Genomic DNA, 18186 nt, shown 5'->3' on the forward strand with positions numbered 1-18186 from the left:
AAGCTGCTGGTCAACGGGCGAGCTGCTTGGCGAACCAGTGCTCGGCGTACACGTCGTCGTTGTACGCCTCGGTCTCCGCGTAACCGTGCCGCGCGTACAGCGTCCGCGCCTCCACCAGGTCGCCGCGGGTGTCGAGCACCAGCCGCTCGACGCCGAGGCCACGGGCCGCCGACTCGGCCGCCGCCAGGAGGACCGCGCCGCCGCCCCTGCCGCGCATGCCGTCCCGTACGAAGACACGCTTGAGCTCGCCCGTGGTCGCGTCGCGGAGCCGTACGCCCGCCATGCCCGCCGCCTCGCCGTCGTGCCGCGCGATGAGCAACACCCCGGTGGGCGGGACGAACTCGGCCCCGTCGTCGGCGGCGATCTCGCGTTCCAGCTCGGCGGGGTCGGTGTCGTGCCCGTGGTGCAGCCGGTACCAGCGGTCGCTGACCTCCGTGTAGTACTCCCGCCAGAGGGCGGCCGCGGCCGGGGAGTCGTAGGGCTCGGGTGCGACGGTCCAGGGCGTCGGCGTACGGGGCGTCATGACGGCATTGTCACGAGGGTCCGTGCGCCCTGCGCAAGCGAATTACCGGCGGCTCCCCACACTTGCCCCCGGCGCCGTTTGGGCGCCCGCGTCCGGGAAACTCGGCCGGGGAGACGGCCCACTGGGCCCAGAACCCTGGAAGGCATTCCATGTCCACAGGCGTGATCATCCTTCTGATCGTGGTCGCGGTGGCTCTCGTCGCCGCGGTGGTCGCCCGGCTCGTGGTGGCTCGCGGGGCGGGCGGCGGGCGAAGCCTGAAGCGGCGCTTCGGACCCGAGTACGACCGGGCCGTGGCCCGGCACGACGGCGACTCCCAGGCCGCCGAGCGCGAGCTCGAGGAGCGGGTGAAGCGGCACGGGTCGCTGCGCGAGCAGCCGCTGGAGCCCGCGGCGCGTGAGCGGTACGCGGTCCGCTGGACCGCCGTCCAGGAGCAGTTCGTCGACTCGCCGCGCGACGCCGTCGTCGAGGCGGACCGGCTGATCGCCGAGCTGGCCGGCGCCCGCGGCTTCCCGGACGGCGGCCACTACGACGAGCAGCTCGCCGCGCTCTCCGTGCACCACGCCCACCACGTCGACGGCTACCGGCGCGTCCACCGGGCCGCGCACGCGCCCTCGCCCGGCGCCGACGAGAGCCGGGCCGGTACGGAGGAGCTGCGCGAGGCCCTGGTCGAGGCCCGCGCGCTCTTCGAGGACCTGATGGCCCCGGTCCGCGAGGAGGAGAAGGCGCGGTCCCGGGAGAAGACCGAGGAGGCGCCCGCGACGACCACCCGGACCGACAGCTCCCGCGGCCGCGTGCACGTGCCGTGGACCTTCAACAGGCGCCATGCGAAGGGGAGTTGAGAACGATGCCGGACGACAAGGCGGCAGAGCGGCCGGAGCAGCGGGAGCAGCAGGAGAAGCGGGAAGACGTGACGAGCGGCTCCACCGGGGCCGCGAGCGGGACGGCCCGCGAGGGCGCGACCGGTGGTGAGAGCGCGACCGGTGGCGAGGGGCCCGCCACGCGTGCGGGTGGCCCGCCTCCAGGAGGGTCCGCGGGTGACGCGGGCACGGCGGAGCGCCAGAGCTCACCACAATCACCTGAGGGCATCGTGGCCCGGGCGGGCTCGGGCGGCGCGCGTGAACGGGAAGAGGCCGCGGGCGGTCACGGCGAAAGCGCTCGCGGAGATGTCCCCGGCGGCCGGAGCACGGCAGATGTCCCGGGCGGCCGGAGCACGGCGGTCCCGGAGAGCGGCCCCGTTCGGGAAGCCGTCGGCGGCACCGCGGGACGGCTGTTGTCGCGTGACGAAGGGGACAAGTGGACCCTGCGGCTGCAGCACGCGGTCGCCGGGTTCGTCGACGGGCCGCGGGACTCGGTCGAGGAGGCCGACCAGGTGCTCCAGGAGGTCGCGGCTCGGTTCACGGACGCCGTCACCGAACGACGCCGCACCCTGCGTACGTCCTGGCAGACCACCGGCGAGGACAAGGCCGACACCGAGCAACTGCGGCTGGCCCTGCGGGACTACCGGGAGCTGGCGGAACGACTGCTGAGGCTGTGAACTCACGTAAGCCGTAAGCCGTAAGCCGTAAGCGACTTGCAGAGAGGCCCTGTCCCGGCCATGTGCCGGGGCAGGGCCTCACCCGTGTCCCGCGAAGGCAGCCGACGGCGGCGGTGCGTCAGCCCGCGCGGTGCGTCAGTCGGTGTGCTGCGTCAGTCGGCGTGGCGCTCGCGCCACTCGCGGACGATCTCCTCCACGTCGTACGGCTTGAGGCCCAGCGGCGGCCCGGGCGGCGGCTTGAACATCACCTCGCGGATCTTCGCGTTGATCTCCGTGACGATCTGCCGCACCACCCGCTCCGAGGGCGCCTCGGCGGCCCGCGCGAGCGCGTCCTCCGCCTCCTTGCGCAACGCCAGCGTCGGCGGCAGCACGGACAGGCCCTCGCGGGCCATCTTCTGTTTGATCCACCACAGTTCGTCGTACGACGTGTCGGGACCGCTCGGCAGCGGCTTGCCCATACCGGGGAGGTCGGCGAACTCCCCGCGGGCCTCCGCCTCGCGAATCTGCTTGTCGATCCAGGACTCGAAGCTGACACCAGGAGGCTTGCGCTCGGTCATGAGTCCATTGTGCCGGACGGTGTGCGACCGGGCGGGGCGGAGTACGACTGCGTCGGACGCTGTACGTCCAGGCGCTTTATCATTCCCGGCGATACGTCGCCGGGGCGTCAAGCACACCCCGGCGCGGGACAATTGGAGCCGCGGGAACGCGCGGGAACGAAGGAGCGCACGTGCTCGAACTCACCATGGCCTCGGTGTCGGGGGCGGACGTCGCCGCGACGGCCGGCATGCAGATGGCCGACGCGCCGAGCGAGCCGGGTGCCGTGCTGCGAGTGGGACGGGACCGGAGCGTGTGCCGCCTCTCGACGCCGGACGACTGGCTGTTCGTCTCGCGGGTGCACCTGGAGTTCCTGTGCGGACCCGAGGGGACCTGGCAGGTGACCTGGCTCCGGGGCTCGCACGACGAGCCGTCCTCCGAGGTGCGGTTCGCCTTGATCGGCGGGCCCCCGCAGAACCTGCCGTACGGTGCGACCGCGAAACTGCCCAGGGGTGCTTCCGGCGAGCTGATCATCCAGGACCGCACGGGGCCGCGCAGCGTGAACGTGGGCTTCTATCACGAGGTGTGACGCGAGGTGTGAAGCGAGGTGTGACACGAGGTGTGAGAACGCCCGGGGCGTGATGGCCGGTGAGGCCTACGGCAGCACACGTGCCAGCGCGAATCCGTCGTACCCCTTCACGCCCACCGTCTGGATCGCCGTGGCGGTCACCTTGGGGTGCGAGGCGAAGAGTTCGAGGGCCTCGCGGGTGCCCCGCACGCTCGGGTCGTCGCTGGTGGCGTCGGTGACGGCGCCGCCGCGGACGACGTTGTCGAGGATGATCAGGCTGCCGGGGCGGGTGAGCCTGATGGCCCACTCCACGTAGTGGGGGTTGTTCACCTTGTCCGCGTCGATGAAGACCAGGTCGAAGGGGGCGGGGTTCTCGTCGGCCAGCTTCGGCAGGGAGTCGAGAGCCGGACCCACCCGGACCTCGGTGATCTTGTCCAGGCCGGCGCGGGCGAGGTTGTGCCGGGCCACCTCGGCATGCCGCTCGCTGTACTCCAGGGTGATCAGACGGCCGTCCTGCGGGAGGGCGCGGGCCAGCCAGATGGTGCTGTAGCCGCCGAGCGTGCCGATCTCCAGGATGCGGGTCGCGCCCTGGATCTGGGCGAGGAGGTGCAGCAGCTTGCCCTGGTTCGGGGCGACGTTGATGTGGGGCAGTCCGGCGGCGTCGCTGTCGCGCAGCGCGTCGGTCAGGGCGGCGTCCGGCGGGGCGAGGAGCCCGGTGAAGTAGTCGTCGACGTCGTGCCAGAGCTGCGGCTCGGTCATGCGGTATGCCTTTCGTCTGCCTAGTTAGGTGCGCTAACTAGTCGTGTTGCCGAATATAACGGTTACCCGCAGGTTGGGTGGTTGTATGCCGCTCACCGTGGCGCGTGGCGGCTTGCGGGGGAACCACACCGGCCGTACAACACCTCCATCCGGACAAAAGGCTGAAGGACGTCAGGTGAAGAGGGGGTTGCCTGCGTCTCACGGCGGGGGGAGTGCGAGCCTCTTAAGGTTCGAACAGAAAACAGACGCACGAGACCCATGGGTCACAGGGGACGAACGGGGCGGGAGGGCCGACGGCGCGTGGCGAATGTGGAGCACGGCGGACGACCAGGTGATGCCTTCGGGGCGACAGCACCCGGGACGGCGAAGGCACGGCTGGGAGTGGTCCGCGCGGGCCTCTGGCTGGTCGCCGTCGTCCTGGCGGTACGGCAGGTGGCCGTCGTCCTGAGCACACCGAAAGGCGAACGGCTGACGGATCTGGAGACCTGGGTCGGGCCGGGCGGCGTGCTGCATGTGAACGGGTCGTTGTACGACTCGACGCGGTTCACGGGCACCCCGTTCGGCGGACTCGTCCTCAAACCTCTCACCCGTGCGGCCGAACAGGCCCTCGGCTGGGGCTGGACCTTCGGCACGCTGCTCCTGGTCGTCGCCCTCGGTCTGGTCGCCGCGCGCGCCCTGCCGCAGCCCGTGAGCCGCCGTACGGCGCTGCTCGCCGCGCCCGTCGCGATCAGCCTGCTGATGCTGTCGCTGCCCGTGCGCAACACGCTGTACCTCGGCCAGACCAGCATCATCCCCGTCCTGCTGGTGCTCCTCGGCTGCTTCGCCGTGCGCGGGGAGCGGGCGAGCGGGGTGCTGATCGGGCTCGCGGCGGCCCTGCAGCCGACCGTGCTCCTCTTCGCGCCGCTGCTGTGGTTCACCGGGCGCAGACGGGCCGCCGTCTCCACCGGGGTCACCTTCGCGGCCTGCACCGCGCTCGCGTGGGCGGCGATGTCGCACGACTCGTACACGTACTGGGTGCACCACCTGGCCGGCGTCGGCCTCGGCCGGCCCGCCGACGATCTCACCAACCAGTCGCTCCACGGCGCGCTGCTGCGGCTCGGCCTGGAAGGGCCGCTGGAGATCGCGCTCTTCTTCGCGCTGGGCGCGGCCGTCGCCGCGCTCGGCCTGCGCCGTGCCGTGCGGTACGCCCGCGACGGGCAGCTGCTGCTCGCCGTCGCGATCACCGGCTGTGTCGCCGTCGCCGTGTCGCCCACCACCTGGCAGCACCAGCTGCTGTGGGTGCTGCTCGCGCTGGTCGGCCGGGTCGGCAAGAAGGCGGGCGACCGGTACGTATGGCCGATCGCCGTCATCCTGGTGATGACGCTCCCGGCGAAGATGATGCTGCCGAACATGGCGGCCCTCTACCCGTTGCGCGACAACGTCGTCCTGCTCGCCGCCCTCGCCGCGGCCACCGCTGTCCCGTTCCTGTCCCGTACGTCGGAGTACTACCGCTCGCCGGTCCCGACGCAGTACGCGGAACCGGTGCCCACGCGCTGGAGCCGCGTCCCGCTGCTGCCGTTCCTGCGCCGGGTCCTCACCCGCCCGAACCTGCTGCTCGAACTGCTGCTGATCCGTGTCGGCTACTCCGCGTACCAGCAGGTCAGGCTCGCCGCGACCGGTGGCAGCAACACGGGCGGCCGGGCCACCGCCGAGGAGCACGGCGACCAGATCTACTCGATCGAGCAGTTCCTCCACATCGACATCGAGCGCTGGGCCAACCACACCGTGGTGGAGGTCCCGTGGCTGCGGGACTTCTTCGACTTCTACTACACGTCGTTCCACTTCGTGGTGCCGCTGAGCGTCCTGGGCATCCTGTACGCCCGCCGGCCCGCCGACTACCGCTGGGCCCGCTCGGCGCTCGGCTTCGCCACGCTGTTCGCGCTCGTCGGCTTCTGGCTCTACCCGCTGGCCCCGCCGCGGCTGATGCCGGGCCTCGGTTTCATCGACACCGTGCACGGTGTGCAGGACTTCTCCCAGCCGGACTACGGGACGCTGACCGCGCTGACGAACCAGTACGCGGCGATGCCCTCGCTGCACTTCGGCTGGTCGCTGTGGTGCGGGCTCGTCATCGCGATCCTCGCCCCGAAGTGGTGGATGAAGGCGCTCGGCCTGCTGCATCCGCTGTTCACGGTCTCCGCGATCGTGACGACCGCCAACCACTGGATCCTGGACGCGGCGGGCGGCGCGGCCGTCGTCGGCGCCGGCTTCGCGCTGACCTACCTGCTGCAGGGGCCGCGTCCGCGGTCGCTCGCGAAACCGGAGGCGGAGGCGGAAGCGGAGGTCAGCATCGCGGAGCCGGTCCCGGCGAAGGACCGTACCCCGAGCTGATCCGGTACTCGCCCGGTTCGGTCACCGTGAGCCGCGTGAACTCGCCCTGCTTCTGCAGGCAGCCGCCCTCGGCGTACAGCCAGGGCGAGAAGGCGACGCGCACGGTCACCGAGCCGGGGCGTGGGACATGGACGACGACCTCGGCGCTGTCGGCGCGTATGACGGCGGCGGGCTTCGACACGAGCGGCACCGCCCCGCGCACCCGGTAGACCCGCCAGTTCGCGTCCCGCCACACCGGCTCCAGCCATGCCGGCGCGCTCTCGACCAGGCGCGCCTCGTCCTCCGCGAAGCCGTCCGGCTTGCCCGAGGGCAGTACGACGAAGCCGACCGCCCACCGGTCCAGCCAGGCCCGGTACGTCGTCTCCGAGAACGTCCCGTCGTAGAAGAGCCGGCCGCGCTCCATGTCCAGCTGCCGGTTCCAGCCACGCGCCAGGTTCACGTACGGGGCCAGCGCGGTGGCCTCGCGATGGTTGCGGGCCGGGACCACCTCGACACGGGCGCGGTCGGCGCCGAGCCGGTCCAGGGCATCTACGACGCTGGTCGTGTCGGCGGCCCAGCGCGGTACCGCCGTCGACACCTCCAGGTCGTCCACCGTCTTCTTGCCCACCCACCCCACCGAGAAGACCAAAGCCATGGCCAGTGCAACTCGTCTGTGGCGCGGACCTGGCACCGCCAGCAGTGCGGCCAGCAGTGCGGCCGGCGCGAACAGTTCCGCGAGCCGCTCCACGTTCGTGCCGACCGGTGAGGGGACCAGATACGTGAGGACCGTCCCGGCCGCGTACACGACGGCACCCCACCGCAGCACCCGCCAGCCCCGCGGCGCGAGCGTCAGCACGACCACGCCGATCACGACGGGCGGCCAGATCCGGGCCGCGGGCATCAACTGCTCGCCGGTGAACGGGAACAGCAGCGTGGTCGCCCCCACCACCACGAACGGCGGCACCATCAGCACGGCCGCCCGCGTCCGGTCCCGTACGAGCGCGTAGCCGGCGCCCGCGACGACCAGGAACAGCCCGGCCACCGGGCTCGCCATGGTCGCGAGCGTCGCGTACGCCACCGCGAGCGACACGCGCCGCTCCCGGGTCAGCAGCACACAGGCCGCGAGCCCGAGGGCGACACCGAGCGCGAACGTCGTACGTCCCGACGCGACGTTGCACCACAGCGCGAGCGAGGCGAGCAGCGCCGGGCCGAGCGGCCGGCGGATCCCCGTGCGGACGATGAGGACCGCGGCCAGCCAGGCGGCGAGCAGCCCGGCCGCGACCGTGACCGTGCGCACGCCGAAGGCGGCCATCAGGTAGGGCGAGATCAGGCTGTAGTTGGCGGTGTGCATCCCGCCGTACCAGAAGAGGCTGTACGCCGAACCGCCGTGCCGGGACGCGAAGTCGGCCCACGCCTCCTGTGCCGCGAGATCACCGCCGCCGGTGGCCAGGAACAGCCACCACACCACGTACAGCGGAACCGTCGGCAGGGTGGCCAGGAAGGGGACGCGGTGTCGGTCCCAGACCGGGCGGAGGTTCCGCTTCCGGGAGATGGCCGCGCCCTCCGGCCGGACGGGTGACAGTTCGGCTGAGACCACGGCTCGGCTTTTCCGTTCGAAGTCTTCGAAGGTGTGAGTTGGCTGTGCCACTCGTGAAGACGCGAAACGGATCGGAAACGTTCACCGGGATGTGGCGGGACGTGGGTGTACTCGGGCACGGGGGAGGCAGGGGCGGAGCGTAGGGGGGATGCCCCTGCCTCCCGCGCAGCGGGTCACCGGCGGTTCAACCGGCGGGCTCAACCAGCGCTGACCTGCAGTTCCTTGACGCCGTTGAGCCAGGCCGAGCGCAGCCGGCGTGGGTCGCCGACCAGCCGGAGGCCGGGCATCGCGTCGGCGATCGCGTTGAAGATGAGGTCGATCTCCAGGGTGGCCAGGGACTTGCCGAGGCAGAAGTGCGGGCCGCCGCCCCCGAAGCCGAGGTGCGGGTTCGGGTCGCGGGTGATGTCGAAGACCTCCGGGGTGTCGAAGACCTCCGGGTCGTTGTTCGCGGAGGAGTAGAAGATCCCGACGCGGTCGCCCTTCTTGATCAGCTTGCCGCCCAGTTCGGTGTCCTGGGTCGCCGTGCGCTGGAAGGACACGACGGGGGTGGCCCAGCGGACGATCTCCTCGGCGGCGGTCGCCGGGCGCTCCCGCTTGTAGAGGTCCCACTGGTCGGGATGGGTCAGGAAGGCGTGCATGCCGTGGGTGATGGCGTTGCGGGTCGTCTCGTTGCCCGCGACGGCCAGCATCAGTACGAAGAAGCCGAACTCGTCGGAGCCGAGGTTGCCCTCGTCCTCGGCGGCCACCAGCGTGGTGACGATGTCCTTCGCCGGGCACTGCTTGCGGTCGGCGGCCATGTTCATCGCGTAGGCGAGGATCTCGGTGGCCGCCTCCTGGCCGACCTCCTCGGTGATCGCGTACTCCGGGTCGTCGTACGAGATCATCTTGTTGGACCAGTCGAAGATCTTGGTGCGGTCCTCCTGCGGGATGCCGATCAGCTCGGCTATCGCCTGCAGGGGCAGTTCGCAGGCCACCTGCGTGACGAAGTCGAAGGAACCGCCGGCGCCCGCGTCCGCGAGCGCGGTCTCGACGATCCGGCCCGCCCGGCCGCGCAGGTTCTCCTCCAGGGCGCGGATGGACCGCGGGGTGAAGCCGCGCTGGACGATCTGGCGGACCCGGGTGTGCTCGGGCGGGTCCATGTTCAGCAGGATCAGCCGCTGGGCGTCGATCGCGTCCCGCTCGATGTGCTCGTTGAAGCGGATGATCGCGGTGTTGAGGGTGGAGGAGAACAACTCCGGGTGTGTGGAGACGTACTTGACGTCGGCGTGCCGGGTGACGGCCCAGTAGCCCTCGTCCTCGAAGCCGGCGAGATTGGGCGGCTGGGCGATCCAGCGGACCGGTTCGGCCTGACGCAGCTCGGCGAACTCCGGGTGGGGCACGCGGTGGTGCAGCAGATCGGGATCGGTGAAATCGAACCCGTCGGGCAGCGCTGGACAGGGCATCGGCAACTCCAGGTCTCGCACCTGTTTTCTGACGGTCCATCAGGAACCGGGATTGCCGTGAAGGTAGTAACGGGTTCTATAAGTGGCAAGGGGTGCGGCGCCCCGAATTCCGTGCGGGATTCGTGCAGATCACGACTTCGGAGGCTGCAAGACCCTTGCGGTGGCAGGTGACTCGTCAGCAGACTGCAGGCAGAACTAGAACGCGTACTAGTTCTGCGTGGCGGGTGGGCCGGGACGCCCGCGCCGCGCGGGTGACCCGAGGAGAGGAACTCCCCATGGCCGCGGAACCCGTGATCGTCGAAGCCGTACGCACCCCCATCGGCAAGCGCGGCGGAGCGCTCGCCAATCTGCATCCCGCCTATCTGCTGGGCGAGACCTACCGAGAGCTCCTCGGCCGTACCGGCATCCACGCGGACTGCGTCGAGCAGATCGTCGGCGGCACGGTGACGCACGCCGGCGAGCAGTCCATGAACCCCGCGCGCACGGCCTGGCTGACCATGGGCCTGCCCTACGAGACCGCGGCGACGACCGTGGACTGCCAGTGCGGGTCCTCGCAGCAGGCCTCGCACATGGTCGCCAACATGGTCGCGGCGGGAGTGATCGATGTCGGGATCTCGTGCGGCGTCGAGGCGATGTCACGGGTGCCGCTGGGATCCGGGTCCAAGCACGGGCCAGGCAAGCCGTTCCCCGACGAGTGGAACGTGGACCTTCCCAATCAGTTCGAGGCGGCGGAACGGATCGCGCGCAACCGCGGGCTGACCCGCGAGAACGTCGACTCCCTCGGGCTCATCTCCCAGGAACGGGCCGCGAACGCCTGGTCCGAGGAGCGCTTCAAGCGCGAGACGTTCGCCGTGCAGGTGCCGACGACGGAGGACGAGCAGCGGGCCGGGCAGGGCATGTGGCGCCTCGTCGACCGTGACGAGGGGCTGCGCGACACGTCGATGGAGGCGCTGGCGAAGCTGAAGCCGGTCATGCCGACGGCCCTGCATACGGCGGGCAACTCGTCGCAGATCAGCGACGGTGCGGCGGCGATCATGTGGGCGTCGAAGCGGATGGCTCGGGCGCTGAAGCTGCGCCCGCGAGCGCGGATCGTCGCCCAGGCGCTGGTCGGCGCGGACCCGCACTTCCACCTGGACGGGCCGATCGACGCGACGAAGGCGGTGCTGGGCAAGGCCGGTATGTCGCTGAAGGACATCGACCTCGTCGAGATCAACGAGGCGTTCGCCTCAGTGGTGTTGAGCTGGGCGCAGGTCTTCGAACAGGACCTGGAGAAGGTGAACGTCAACGGCGGCGGGATCGCGCTCGGGCACCCCGTGGGCGCCACGGGCGCGCGGCTCATCACGACCGCGCTGCACGAACTGGAGCGCAGGGACAAGGAGTTCGCGCTGATCACGATGTGCGCCGGCGGCGGGCTGGCCACCGGCACGATCATTCAGCGGCTGTAGTCGCCTCGAACTCCCGCCGCCTGCCGCAGCAACAGCAACTCGCGGCGCCGGTCCGCGACATGGCGTACGACGTCGACGAACAGCTCGCTCACGGCCGGCTCCACGGGGCCGGTCAGCTCAGGACACGCGCGGCACCCGGACGTCCCCGGCCCGCTGGGCGCGGACGAGCGACCGGTAGTGCTCGTTGGTGTCGATGAGATCCCAGTGGCTGCCCGTGGCCACGACCCGGCCCGCGTCGAGCACGATGATCAGGTCTGCGGCGCGGATGGTCGACATGCGGTGCGCGATCACCAGCAGCGTGCACTCCGCCGTGGTCTCCCGGATCGACCTGCGGAGCGCCGCTTCGTTGACCGCGTCCAGATGGGCCGTCGGCTCGTCCAGCAGGAGCAGGCGCGGCCGGGTCAGCAGGGCACGGGCGATCGCGATCCGCTGGCGCTCGCCGCCGGAGAGCGCCATGCCGTGCTCCCCGGCGTCGGTGTCCAGGCCATGTGGCAGGCGGTCGATCAGGTCTGTGAGGTGCGCCAGCTCGACCACCCGGTCCAGTTCGGCGGGGTCCGCGTCGGGGGCGGCGTACAGCAGGTTCTCGCGCAGCGTGCCGTACAGCACCGGGGCATGCTGTTCCACCAGGCCGACTCGAGACCGGTGTTCGGCTCGGCCGGTCGCCCGTACGTCACGGCCGTCGAAGAGGATGCGGCCGCGATCCGGGTCGTAGAACCGCTCGATCAGTGCGAGGACGGTGGATTTCCCGACCCCCGAGCTGCCGATCAGGGCGACATGGGAGTGCTCCGCCACCTCGAAGGTCACGCCGCGCAGGACGGGACGCCGCGGTTCGTAGCCGAACCACACGTCTCGGAACTCCAGCACAGGTGCCCGCGGCCGGCCGCCGCTGTCGCCCGCCCCGTACGACGCCGGTGCCTCGGGCGCGGACCCGGCGTCCTGCTCTGTGGGCAGGTCCATCACCTCCGTGACCCTCCGGTACGCGCCCATGCCCTGCTCCATGGTGCTGAAGGACTGGAACAGCATGCCGACCGGCCCCAGCAGATAGATCATGTAGAGGAGGAAGGCGGCGAGGTCGGCGATCGATCCCTGCCGGTCGGCGACCCGCATACCGCCGATGAGCAGCACGACGATGAACGACCCCTTGACGGCCAGCTCGATCGCCGGTGCCACCACCGCGTCCAGCTTCGCCATCCGCACGCTTCCCGCATACGCCGATCTGGCGCGGCCCCCGATGCGGTCCGACTCGCGCTGCTCGGCGCGGCTGGCCCGTACGGTGCGGATGGCACCGAGCGCGCGTTCCAGATCGGCGGTCATGGCGCCCGTGGCCTGCTGGGTGGACAGCGACGCCACCCCGATGCCCCGCAGTACCGAGCTGACGATCACGGTGGCGATCGCCACCATGGCCAGCACGACGAGGAACATCAACCAGTCGAGCCAGATCATCAGCGCGATGACGCCGATCAGCCCGATGGAGCCTGTCACCGCAGCGGTGAAGCCCTCGGCGATGAGCAGCCGCAGGGTGGTGCTGTCGGTGCTGGTGCGCGAGATCAGATCGCCTGTGCGGTGGCGGTCGTACACGGGCATGGGCAGCCGCAGCACGTGCCCGATCAGGCCGAGCCGGATCCCCAGGACGATGCCTTCGCCCGTACGCGCCAGGACGTACTGGGCGAGCCCCTGGACCAGTGCCTGGGCGACGAAGAACACGGCGAGCAGCACCAGGACGTACCCGACCGCACTGCCGGACGCGGTCGCCTCGATCACCTCCTTGACCAGCAGCGGCTGGGCCAGGCTGAGCGCCGAAGCGCCCAGCGTCAGCAGCACCGCGAGACCGACCCACCGCCGGTGTCCGTGCAGCAGACGCAGGACGTCCCGTGGGCTGGCCCGGCGCCGCTCATCTGTCGCTTTGGGCTTCATGGCTCAAGCACCCGACGGTGAAGAGGGGCCTGAAGTAGTCGGGCGGGTAGTCCTCACCCACCGGTCGTCCCTCCGCCTCCACCCAGGCGTGCGCGCCGAAGGGCGGCAGGCGCCGCGCACCCACGCACCAGGTGGGCCACTGGCCGTGCAGTCGGCACAGCAGAGTCGTGGCCAGGGACCGGGGCAGGCACCCTTCCCGTCCCCCGCACGCCAGGCTGACCGCGACGACGGCGTCCCGGGCGGCCTGGGCCTGGTCGGCGGTGGCCGGACGGGCGCCCCGGCGAAGCCACTCCAACACGGTCCGGATCCGCCGGGGACGCTGGGTGGCCAGGAGCCGCGCGGCGCCCACGGCGAGCCGGACCGGGATCCGGCGCCGCAGGGGCACCGAGCGCGGGTGGTGGAAGATGGCTTCCGGCGTGGTCATGGGGTTTTCTTCTCCGGTCGCCACCTGCGTACGCGGTGCCGTGCCGGCCGTACCGACGGACCCGCTCTGCTCGCTTCGTTCTCTTCCTTCTTCTCCTTGACCAGGCCCGCCGAGCGCAGTTCACCGACCAGTTCCCGGACGTCCTGATGCGCGCTGTCGATGTCCACCGCGTACTGCTCGGTGAGCGCTTGCGCGGCCTCGGCGACGGTGCCGTCGTCCAGCAGCGTCCGCAAGGCGACGGCGGCGCTGGGATTGAGCGTCCAATACTGGTCGCGGTCCTCGTCGAGCAGCGTGATCCCGTACTCGGTTTCGGCCGTGAACACGCCGTCACGCAACTTGAGCGTCATCGTCTTCTCCATCAGCCGGGAAACATCAGCTGGGATCCATCAGCCGGGAACGGTCGCGGTTTCGAGCGCCCGCAGCCACACCTCGCACGCCGCCGTCTGATACAGCGCGTCGAATGACAGGGCCGGGGGCAACGGTCGGCTGCACACCTCGCGCAGCACGTCCGGGTCGACCAGGCCCAGCCGGGCCAGCCGGGAGTCCTCGCACAGGGCCAGCAACTCGGCACGGTGCTCCCGCAGTCCGGCCTCCACCTCATATGAACCCTCGTCCTTGGTGTGGCGGGTCAGACTCTCGTCGGGAACGATGCCGCGCATCGCTTCGACGATGAGCGGCTTGTACTGCCAGGGGGTGATCCTGTCCTGCGGCCGCACTGCCAGGCCCGCTTCGATCACCCGGTCGTCGTAGTAGGGGGCGGCGAGGGTGAGCCCGGCGCGGGCGGCCGTCTGACCCAACTGCCGGACCATGCGGGACGTACTGCGCATCGCCTCCAGTTCGACGTGCTGTCCACGCGTTTCGGCCAGTGGTTCGGCGGTACGGGCCGCGGTGTTGATCAGCTCGCGCACGGCATCGACCGCGTCCCGTGTCGCCCATGGGGGCATGCGCGGCGGTGTCCCCCAGTCCAGGGTCGGTGTCTCCATGGGGGCCGGTACGGCGGTGAGCTGGTCGCCGACCCGGGCGAGCCATGCCCGGTAGGGGCTGCTGTCCCACAGCTGCCGCAGCGTTTCCCGGTACGGCCACGGGCGTTGCGCGGCGAAACCACGTACGCGCCGAAACGCGGTCCTGGGATGCGTACGCAGCAGCGCGTGCAGGTGCGCCGGCGAGCCGGCGAGCAACTCGTCCCCGCCGAAGCCGGTCAGGTGCAGCCGTGAGCCGCGTGCCGCGGCCGACCGTGGGATGACCAGCCACCGGCTGATATGGACAGCGGCCGGACACGGCTCGTCGAAGCGGTCGTCCGTGTCTCGCAGGCCCTCGTACACCATCGGCAACCGGTCCCCGGCGATGACGTGGTGCTCGGTGTCGCCCAATCCGGTAACCGTCCGGCGAGCCCACGTCACGTCGTCCGCCATGGGGTCGCGGCCGTCGGCGGTGTAGGCGACGACCTTCGCCCCGCCGCGGGCGGCCAGCGAGCACAGTGCGGTCGAGTCCAGCCCGCCGAGATCACAGCTCACCAGGTCTCGGCCCCGAACACGGGCCTCGACCGCGGCCGACAGCGCCTCCCGCAACGCCGGCGCGCCGTCTGCCATCGGGACCACCGGCTCGGGCGCGGTCCACCATTTGACGGACCGTCGTCGACCGTTGCTGTCGAGCACGAGGTAATCGCCGCTCAACAGGACGCTGATGTCGCGCCACACCGGCTCGCCCGCCAGCGGGAACAGTGCGAACGAAGTCAGCAGACGGACTGCCATCCGCTGCTCGTCCACCTCCGCGTCGAGAAGGCCGGCGAGCACGTCGGCCCGGTCGGCGGCCACCGTGACATCACCGATCCTGGCGTGGAACACCGGTCGAAGGCCGGTGATGCTCCCCTGTACCCGCACGCATCCGGCGACCGATGCGGCCAGGTGACAACTTCCGGCCATGGCCCCTGCCAGTCCGTCGAGGTCGGCGACGGTGTGCGCCCGGCCGGCCGCCGTACTGAGCCGTCCTGAGGTGACGGCGTGGTCACCGATGACCACGATCTTCGCCCGGCCGGTCTCACCGACGGCTGTGCCACTCGGAGACCAGTGGCCGAGCAGCCAGGGTCGGCCTGAGGGGTGACGGACCTCCTGGTCCGCCCGGTTACGGAGCGCAGTGGCCACCGGGGCCGCCGAAGCACAGTCCGGAAGAGCGACGAACCAGCCCGGAACCTCGTCGAAATCAGGGAGACGGACCATGGACAGTGCCTTTCCCGGACGCCGCGACGGGGCGCGCGAAAGGGCTGGGCGGCGGGAATGGGAACGGTAACCCGTCGCCCTTTTGGAATGCTCCCGGAGTCGACCAACCAGGACCGATGAGATCTCCGGGCCGGTCATGCTCGGGAATGACCGGCACTCACAGGCTGAACCTGAGAGGAACTACCCTTTCCGGCCCCCTGTTCGTGCCCAGGCCAGTCCTCCGGAAAGAGCCGGCCGCGGTCAGCGTCGGACGCTCGTAAGTACGCATCTGATTACACCTCCCTTCAACTGTCCGAAACTTTTGGAGAGTTCAGGGGTGTGATCCTCGTTGCGTTTCTCCGATGCGCTTCTTCGCTTTCACATTCATGTTCCACGATAGACGCTCACTTGGCCAATTGCCCAGCTCCGTTGCGGATTCAACGTTTAGGCATGCTCACGGCAACGGAAACGCGGCGCCTGTCATGGCCGGCGCCGGCGTACTCATTTTCTGGTTGCATTTCTGGATTGGTACGTGATAGAGGCGGTCGCACCAAGGGTCGACCAGGAATGCATGCGCAACAACAGGGCGGTGAGGAAAGGTATGTGACGCGCAATTATGACGGCCTGGAAAAATATGTGACCCCTCATCGGGCCACGGCGGCGGCCGGGGATCGGGGTCGCCGCCTTTATGCGTGCTGTGGGTTCCTGTGGGTTCGGTCAGTACCAGCCGTTCGACTGCCAGAAGGTCCAGGCGCCGGACGGGCTGCCGTAGCGGGAGCGTCGGGTCAGTCGACTTCTCGGATACCGGAGAATGACATGTCTCGTTCATGGTCACTTCATGGGAAGTCCTCCGCCCCCTCGATTCTCGCGCTCATGACATCGCGAAGAACCTCGCTGAGAGTCGCCCTGCCCATGGGGGTCTCCGCCCTCATGCTGACCATCGCGGGTACCCTTTCCCCCGCGTCAGCGGCGACCAACTGGGCGTACCACAACGACTGGGGGCAGCCCTGTCTCCGCTCGTCGACCGCGAGCAGCAACGTCTGGGTGAGCACCAGTTGTCCAGACAACAGCTCCATCTGGTGGCACTGGGGCACGGACTCGAACCAGTGGGGCGGCCACACGATGCGCCGACTGGTGAGCAACGCCAACAGTGAATGCCTCACCACGGACGTCGGGGCTGTAACAAACGCTGTTCGGACGGAACCTTGTAGCAGCGGCCGTTCCGGACAGTTCTGGACCGCCGACGGCGACTACTTCCAGAACCAGAACGGGAATTACCTCCGTACCTCTGCCAGCGGTGACGGCGTCTACACCAGCCCGTACAGCGTGGTAGCGGACTACAACATCGACCGCTCGCGATTGGTCTGGTGGGGTTGGAACAGCGGCACCAGCTCCTGGGAGTGACACATCCGGCTCCGGTGACGGCCTCCCGGTCCGTGCGGACCGGGAAGCCGACGTCACGTCCGTGGTGTCGGGTGCTTGAGTAATGACGCGTGCAGCGCATCGAACGCGCGCGCAGGTGGGCGAGCATCCGCGCCGCGAAGTCCACGGTCTCCTCAGTGCTGGGGCGGGATCGCGCTCGGGCACCCGGTGGGCGCCACGGGCGCGCGCCTTATCACGACCGCACTGCACGAACTGGAGCGCCGGGACAAGGAGTTCGCGCTGATCACGATGTGCGCCGACGGCGGGCTGGCCACCGGCACGATCATTCAGCGGCTGTAGTCACCCCGCCCGGCGGCACCGACGAACGCCGTGAACGCGGCGGGGCCGAAGGTGAGGTGGGGCCCCGCCGGGTTCTTCGAGTCGCGTACGGCGATGGTGGCGCAGGGGGTTTCGGCGACCTCCAGGCAGTCGCCGCCCTGGTCGCCGCTGTACGTGGACTTGTGCCAGGTCAGGGGGCCGAGGGGTGCGCACGCGACGCACTCGCCGCTCTGATCGCCGCTGTAGCTGGACTTACGCCACCGGGCCCCGGTCAGGATCGCGTTGCTCTCCATAGCGTTCCTCCATCACGCGTCGGATCAGCTCCGCCGGGTCCCTGAGAGAGGGCGGCGGCACTGAAGATGATGAGCGAACAGTCCTTGACGGTGTTTGGGTTGGCGGTCGGATGCCCACTGCCGTAGCCCTCGGTGTAGACGATGTCCGGATCGCTCGCGAAGCGGTAGAGGTTGAATGAGCCTTGTAGCCCCGCGTGCGCTCCGGTCGAGAACGGCAGGACCTGGATGTTGATCCGGGGATTGCCGTCGAACGACAGCAGGTGGGCCAGTTGCCCGCGCATGGTCGTCGGACCGCCGATCTCCTGGTACAGCGCGGCCTCACTGATGACCATCCACAGGACAGGCGGCTCGGTCTTCTCGAAAATGCGCTGACGAGCCAGGCGTACGGCGGTGCGGTCGTCGAGGTCGTGCTGGTCCCGCGAGCCGAGCACTGCACGCACGTAGGCACCGGTCTGGAGGAGACCGTGCACCATGTGCGTCTGGAAGGTGCAGATCTCGACCGCCCGTGCCTCCAACTCCGCCACCTGTTGGAACCAGGCCGGAAGTTGACTACGCATCACCAACGTGACGAGCCGGGACAGCAGCCCTTCAGTCCCCAACGTCGCGTCGGCCCGCTCGCTGAACTCCGGTGTCGGCGGCTTCCTGGCCGTCTCGATCTGGCCGACCAGGGAGCCGGCGAAGTTGACGATGTAGCCGAGCTGTTTCTGTGTCAGCCCGGCGGCTTCGCGGTGGCGGCGCAGCTCGAACCCGTAGTAGTCGAGCGGCGATGCACCCGGGTCGAGGACGTTGATGTGACTCCTCCCTCACCTGAAGGTTGGGGGGTTTCTCGCTATGCCGGGTTGGCGTCGCGACGGACCAGCCCGGCCCGTAGAACATTCAGGGCGCCCACCGTGTCCGCGTGCGCGCTGTGG

17 protein-coding genes and 2 pseudogenes are annotated in these 18186 nt (G+C 70.0%); 7 read left to right on the top strand and 12 right to left on the bottom strand.

The window, feature by feature from the left end:
* Window positions 1–10: 10 nt before the first annotated feature.
* Window positions 11–523, bottom strand: a complete 513-nt coding sequence (locus GAS53_RS29120) for a GNAT family N-acetyltransferase (protein ID WP_151480688.1) — start codon at window positions 521–523, stop codon at window positions 11–13.
* Window positions 524–672: 149 nt separating this feature from the next.
* Here GAS53_RS29120 and GAS53_RS29125 point away from each other — a divergent pair, with 149 nt between their 5' ends.
* Together GAS53_RS29125 and GAS53_RS58435 are read left to right on the top strand one after the other, a co-directional pair.
* On the top strand, window positions 673–1362 hold the full coding sequence (locus tag GAS53_RS29125) for a hypothetical protein (protein WP_151480689.1): 690 nt from the start codon (window positions 673–675) through the stop codon (window positions 1360–1362).
* A 5-nt stretch (window positions 1363–1367) separates the two neighbouring features.
* The gene (locus GAS53_RS58435) at window positions 1368–2057 is read left to right on the top strand and encodes a hypothetical protein (protein ID WP_404829301.1); all 690 of its coding nucleotides are present in this window, start codon (window positions 1368–1370) and stop codon (window positions 2055–2057) included.
* Between the two features lie 152 nt (window positions 2058–2209).
* Here the strand turns inward: GAS53_RS58435 and GAS53_RS29135 are convergent, their stop codons facing one another.
* The gene (locus GAS53_RS29135; protein ID WP_151480690.1) at window positions 2210–2614 is read right to left on the bottom strand and encodes a DnaJ family domain-containing protein; all 405 of its coding nucleotides are present in this window, start codon (window positions 2612–2614) and stop codon (window positions 2210–2212) included.
* 170 nt (window positions 2615–2784) lie between these two features.
* On the opposite strand from GAS53_RS29135, the gene GAS53_RS29140 reads away from it, so the two are divergent.
* Window positions 2785–3180 (top strand): hypothetical protein, encoded by a 396-nt coding sequence (locus tag GAS53_RS29140; protein ID WP_151480691.1) that lies wholly within the window; start codon window positions 2785–2787, stop codon window positions 3178–3180.
* Window positions 3181–3246: 66 nt separating this feature from the next.
* On the opposite strand, the gene GAS53_RS29145 is transcribed toward GAS53_RS29140, so the two are convergent.
* Window positions 3247–3918 carry an O-methyltransferase gene (locus GAS53_RS29145; protein WP_151480692.1) on the bottom strand — a complete coding sequence of 224 codons (672 nt, stop codon included), beginning with the start codon at window positions 3916–3918 and terminating at the stop codon, window positions 3247–3249.
* A gap of 300 nt (window positions 3919–4218) precedes the next feature.
* On the opposite strand from GAS53_RS29145, the gene GAS53_RS29150 reads away from it, so the two are divergent.
* On the top strand, window positions 4219–6285 hold the full coding sequence (locus tag GAS53_RS29150) for a bifunctional glycosyltransferase 87/phosphatase PAP2 family protein (protein WP_151480693.1): 2067 nt from the start codon (window positions 4219–4221) through the stop codon (window positions 6283–6285).
* Here the strand turns inward: GAS53_RS29150 and GAS53_RS29155 are convergent.
* Together GAS53_RS29155 and GAS53_RS29160 are read right to left on the bottom strand one after the other, a co-directional pair.
* A complete protein-coding gene (locus GAS53_RS29155; protein ID WP_151480694.1) occupies window positions 6239–7861 on the bottom strand; it encodes a hypothetical protein in 1623 nt (540 codons plus the stop codon). The two genes, GAS53_RS29150 and GAS53_RS29155, sit on opposite strands and share 47 nt — an antisense overlap.
* A gap of 197 nt (window positions 7862–8058) precedes the next feature.
* A complete protein-coding gene (locus tag GAS53_RS29160) occupies window positions 8059–9303 on the bottom strand; it encodes a cytochrome P450 (RefSeq protein WP_151480695.1) in 1245 nt (414 codons plus the stop codon).
* Window positions 9304–9578: 275 nt separating this feature from the next.
* Here GAS53_RS29160 and GAS53_RS29165 point away from each other — a divergent pair, with 275 nt between their 5' ends.
* The gene (locus GAS53_RS29165; protein WP_151480696.1) at window positions 9579–10748 is read left to right on the top strand and encodes a steroid 3-ketoacyl-CoA thiolase; all 1170 of its coding nucleotides are present in this window, start codon (window positions 9579–9581) and stop codon (window positions 10746–10748) included.
* A 117-nt stretch (window positions 10749–10865) separates the two neighbouring features.
* On the opposite strand, the gene GAS53_RS29170 is transcribed toward GAS53_RS29165, so the two are convergent.
* The 5 genes from GAS53_RS29170 to GAS53_RS58440 form a co-directional block, all read right to left on the bottom strand.
* Window positions 10866–12662, bottom strand: a complete 1797-nt coding sequence (locus tag GAS53_RS29170) for an ABC transporter ATP-binding protein (protein WP_151480697.1) — start codon at window positions 12660–12662, stop codon at window positions 10866–10868.
* The gene (locus tag GAS53_RS29175; RefSeq protein ID WP_151480698.1) at window positions 12640–13086 is read right to left on the bottom strand and encodes a lasso peptide biosynthesis B2 protein; all 447 of its coding nucleotides are present in this window, start codon (window positions 13084–13086) and stop codon (window positions 12640–12642) included. Before GAS53_RS29175 ends, GAS53_RS29170 begins: the two co-directional genes overlap by 23 nt.
* Window positions 13083–13433 (bottom strand): lasso peptide biosynthesis PqqD family chaperone, encoded by a 351-nt coding sequence (locus GAS53_RS29180; RefSeq protein WP_151480699.1) that lies wholly within the window; start codon window positions 13431–13433, stop codon window positions 13083–13085. The genes GAS53_RS29175 and GAS53_RS29180 overlap by 4 nt, the downstream gene beginning before the upstream one ends.
* Before the next feature lie 39 nt (window positions 13434–13472).
* Window positions 13473–15302 (bottom strand): lasso peptide isopeptide bond-forming cyclase, encoded by a 1830-nt coding sequence (locus GAS53_RS29185; RefSeq protein ID WP_151480700.1) that lies wholly within the window; start codon window positions 15300–15302, stop codon window positions 13473–13475.
* A 157-nt stretch (window positions 15303–15459) separates the two neighbouring features.
* Window positions 15460–15570, bottom strand: a complete 111-nt coding sequence (locus GAS53_RS58440; RefSeq protein ID WP_225859150.1) for a keywimysin-related RiPP — start codon at window positions 15568–15570, stop codon at window positions 15460–15462.
* Window positions 15571–16154: 584 nt separating this feature from the next.
* On the opposite strand from GAS53_RS58440, the gene GAS53_RS29190 reads away from it, so the two are divergent.
* A complete protein-coding gene (locus tag GAS53_RS29190) occupies window positions 16155–16685 on the top strand; it encodes a hypothetical protein (protein WP_151480701.1) in 531 nt (176 codons plus the stop codon).
* 162 nt (window positions 16686–16847) lie between these two features.
* Window positions 16848–17003, top strand: a pseudogene (locus GAS53_RS29195) (steroid 3-ketoacyl-CoA thiolase); the annotation flags it as partial.
* On the opposite strand, the gene GAS53_RS29200 reads toward GAS53_RS29195, so the two are convergent.
* Window positions 16991–17275 (bottom strand): DUF397 domain-containing protein, encoded by a 285-nt coding sequence (locus tag GAS53_RS29200; RefSeq protein ID WP_151480702.1) that lies wholly within the window; start codon window positions 17273–17275, stop codon window positions 16991–16993. The pseudogene GAS53_RS29195 and the gene GAS53_RS29200 overlap by 13 nt on opposite strands.
* A pseudogene (locus GAS53_RS29205) lies at window positions 17235–18066 on the bottom strand (helix-turn-helix domain-containing protein). Before GAS53_RS29205 ends, GAS53_RS29200 begins: the two are co-directional and overlap by 41 nt.
* Window positions 18067–18186: the final 120 nt, after the last annotated feature.

The sequence above is a fragment of the Streptomyces albicerus genome (assembly GCF_008905045.1).
In the GTDB taxonomy this organism is placed as follows: domain Bacteria; phylum Actinomycetota; class Actinomycetes; order Streptomycetales; family Streptomycetaceae; genus Streptomyces; species Streptomyces albicerus.

What these genes read in the sequence shown, in the direction of transcription:
- GAS53_RS29145 (WP_151480692.1), bottom strand. Translation starts at nt 3,918, where the DNA reads ATGACCGAGCCGCAGCTCTGGCACGACGTCGACGACTACTTCACCGGG.
- GAS53_RS29165 (WP_151480696.1), top strand. Translation starts at nt 9,579, where the DNA reads ATGGCCGCGGAACCCGTGATCGTCGAAGCCGTACGCACCCCCATCGGC.
- GAS53_RS29200 (WP_151480702.1), bottom strand. Translation starts at nt 17,275, where the DNA reads ATGGAGAGCAACGCGATCCTGACCGGGGCCCGGTGGCGTAAGTCCAGC.
- GAS53_RS58435 (WP_404829301.1), top strand. Translation starts at nt 1,368, where the DNA reads ATGCCGGACGACAAGGCGGCAGAGCGGCCGGAGCAGCGGGAGCAGCAG.
- GAS53_RS29175 (WP_151480698.1), bottom strand. Translation starts at nt 13,086, where the DNA reads ATGACCACGCCGGAAGCCATCTTCCACCACCCGCGCTCGGTGCCCCTG.
- GAS53_RS29180 (WP_151480699.1), bottom strand. Translation starts at nt 13,433, where the DNA reads ATGACGCTCAAGTTGCGTGACGGCGTGTTCACGGCCGAAACCGAGTAC.
- GAS53_RS58440 (WP_225859150.1), bottom strand. Translation starts at nt 15,570, where the DNA reads ATGCGTACTTACGAGCGTCCGACGCTGACCGCGGCCGGCTCTTTCCGG.
- GAS53_RS29190 (WP_151480701.1), top strand. Translation starts at nt 16,155, where the DNA reads ATGACATCGCGAAGAACCTCGCTGAGAGTCGCCCTGCCCATGGGGGTC.
- GAS53_RS29120 (WP_151480688.1), bottom strand. Translation starts at nt 523, where the DNA reads ATGACGCCCCGTACGCCGACGCCCTGGACCGTCGCACCCGAGCCCTAC.
- GAS53_RS29125 (WP_151480689.1), top strand. Translation starts at nt 673, where the DNA reads ATGTCCACAGGCGTGATCATCCTTCTGATCGTGGTCGCGGTGGCTCTC.
- GAS53_RS29135 (WP_151480690.1), bottom strand. Translation starts at nt 2,614, where the DNA reads ATGACCGAGCGCAAGCCTCCTGGTGTCAGCTTCGAGTCCTGGATCGAC.
- GAS53_RS29185 (WP_151480700.1), bottom strand. Translation starts at nt 15,302, where the DNA reads ATGGTCCGTCTCCCTGATTTCGACGAGGTTCCGGGCTGGTTCGTCGCT.
- GAS53_RS29170 (WP_151480697.1), bottom strand. Translation starts at nt 12,662, where the DNA reads ATGAAGCCCAAAGCGACAGATGAGCGGCGCCGGGCCAGCCCACGGGAC.
- GAS53_RS29160 (WP_151480695.1), bottom strand. Translation starts at nt 9,303, where the DNA reads ATGCCCTGTCCAGCGCTGCCCGACGGGTTCGATTTCACCGATCCCGAT.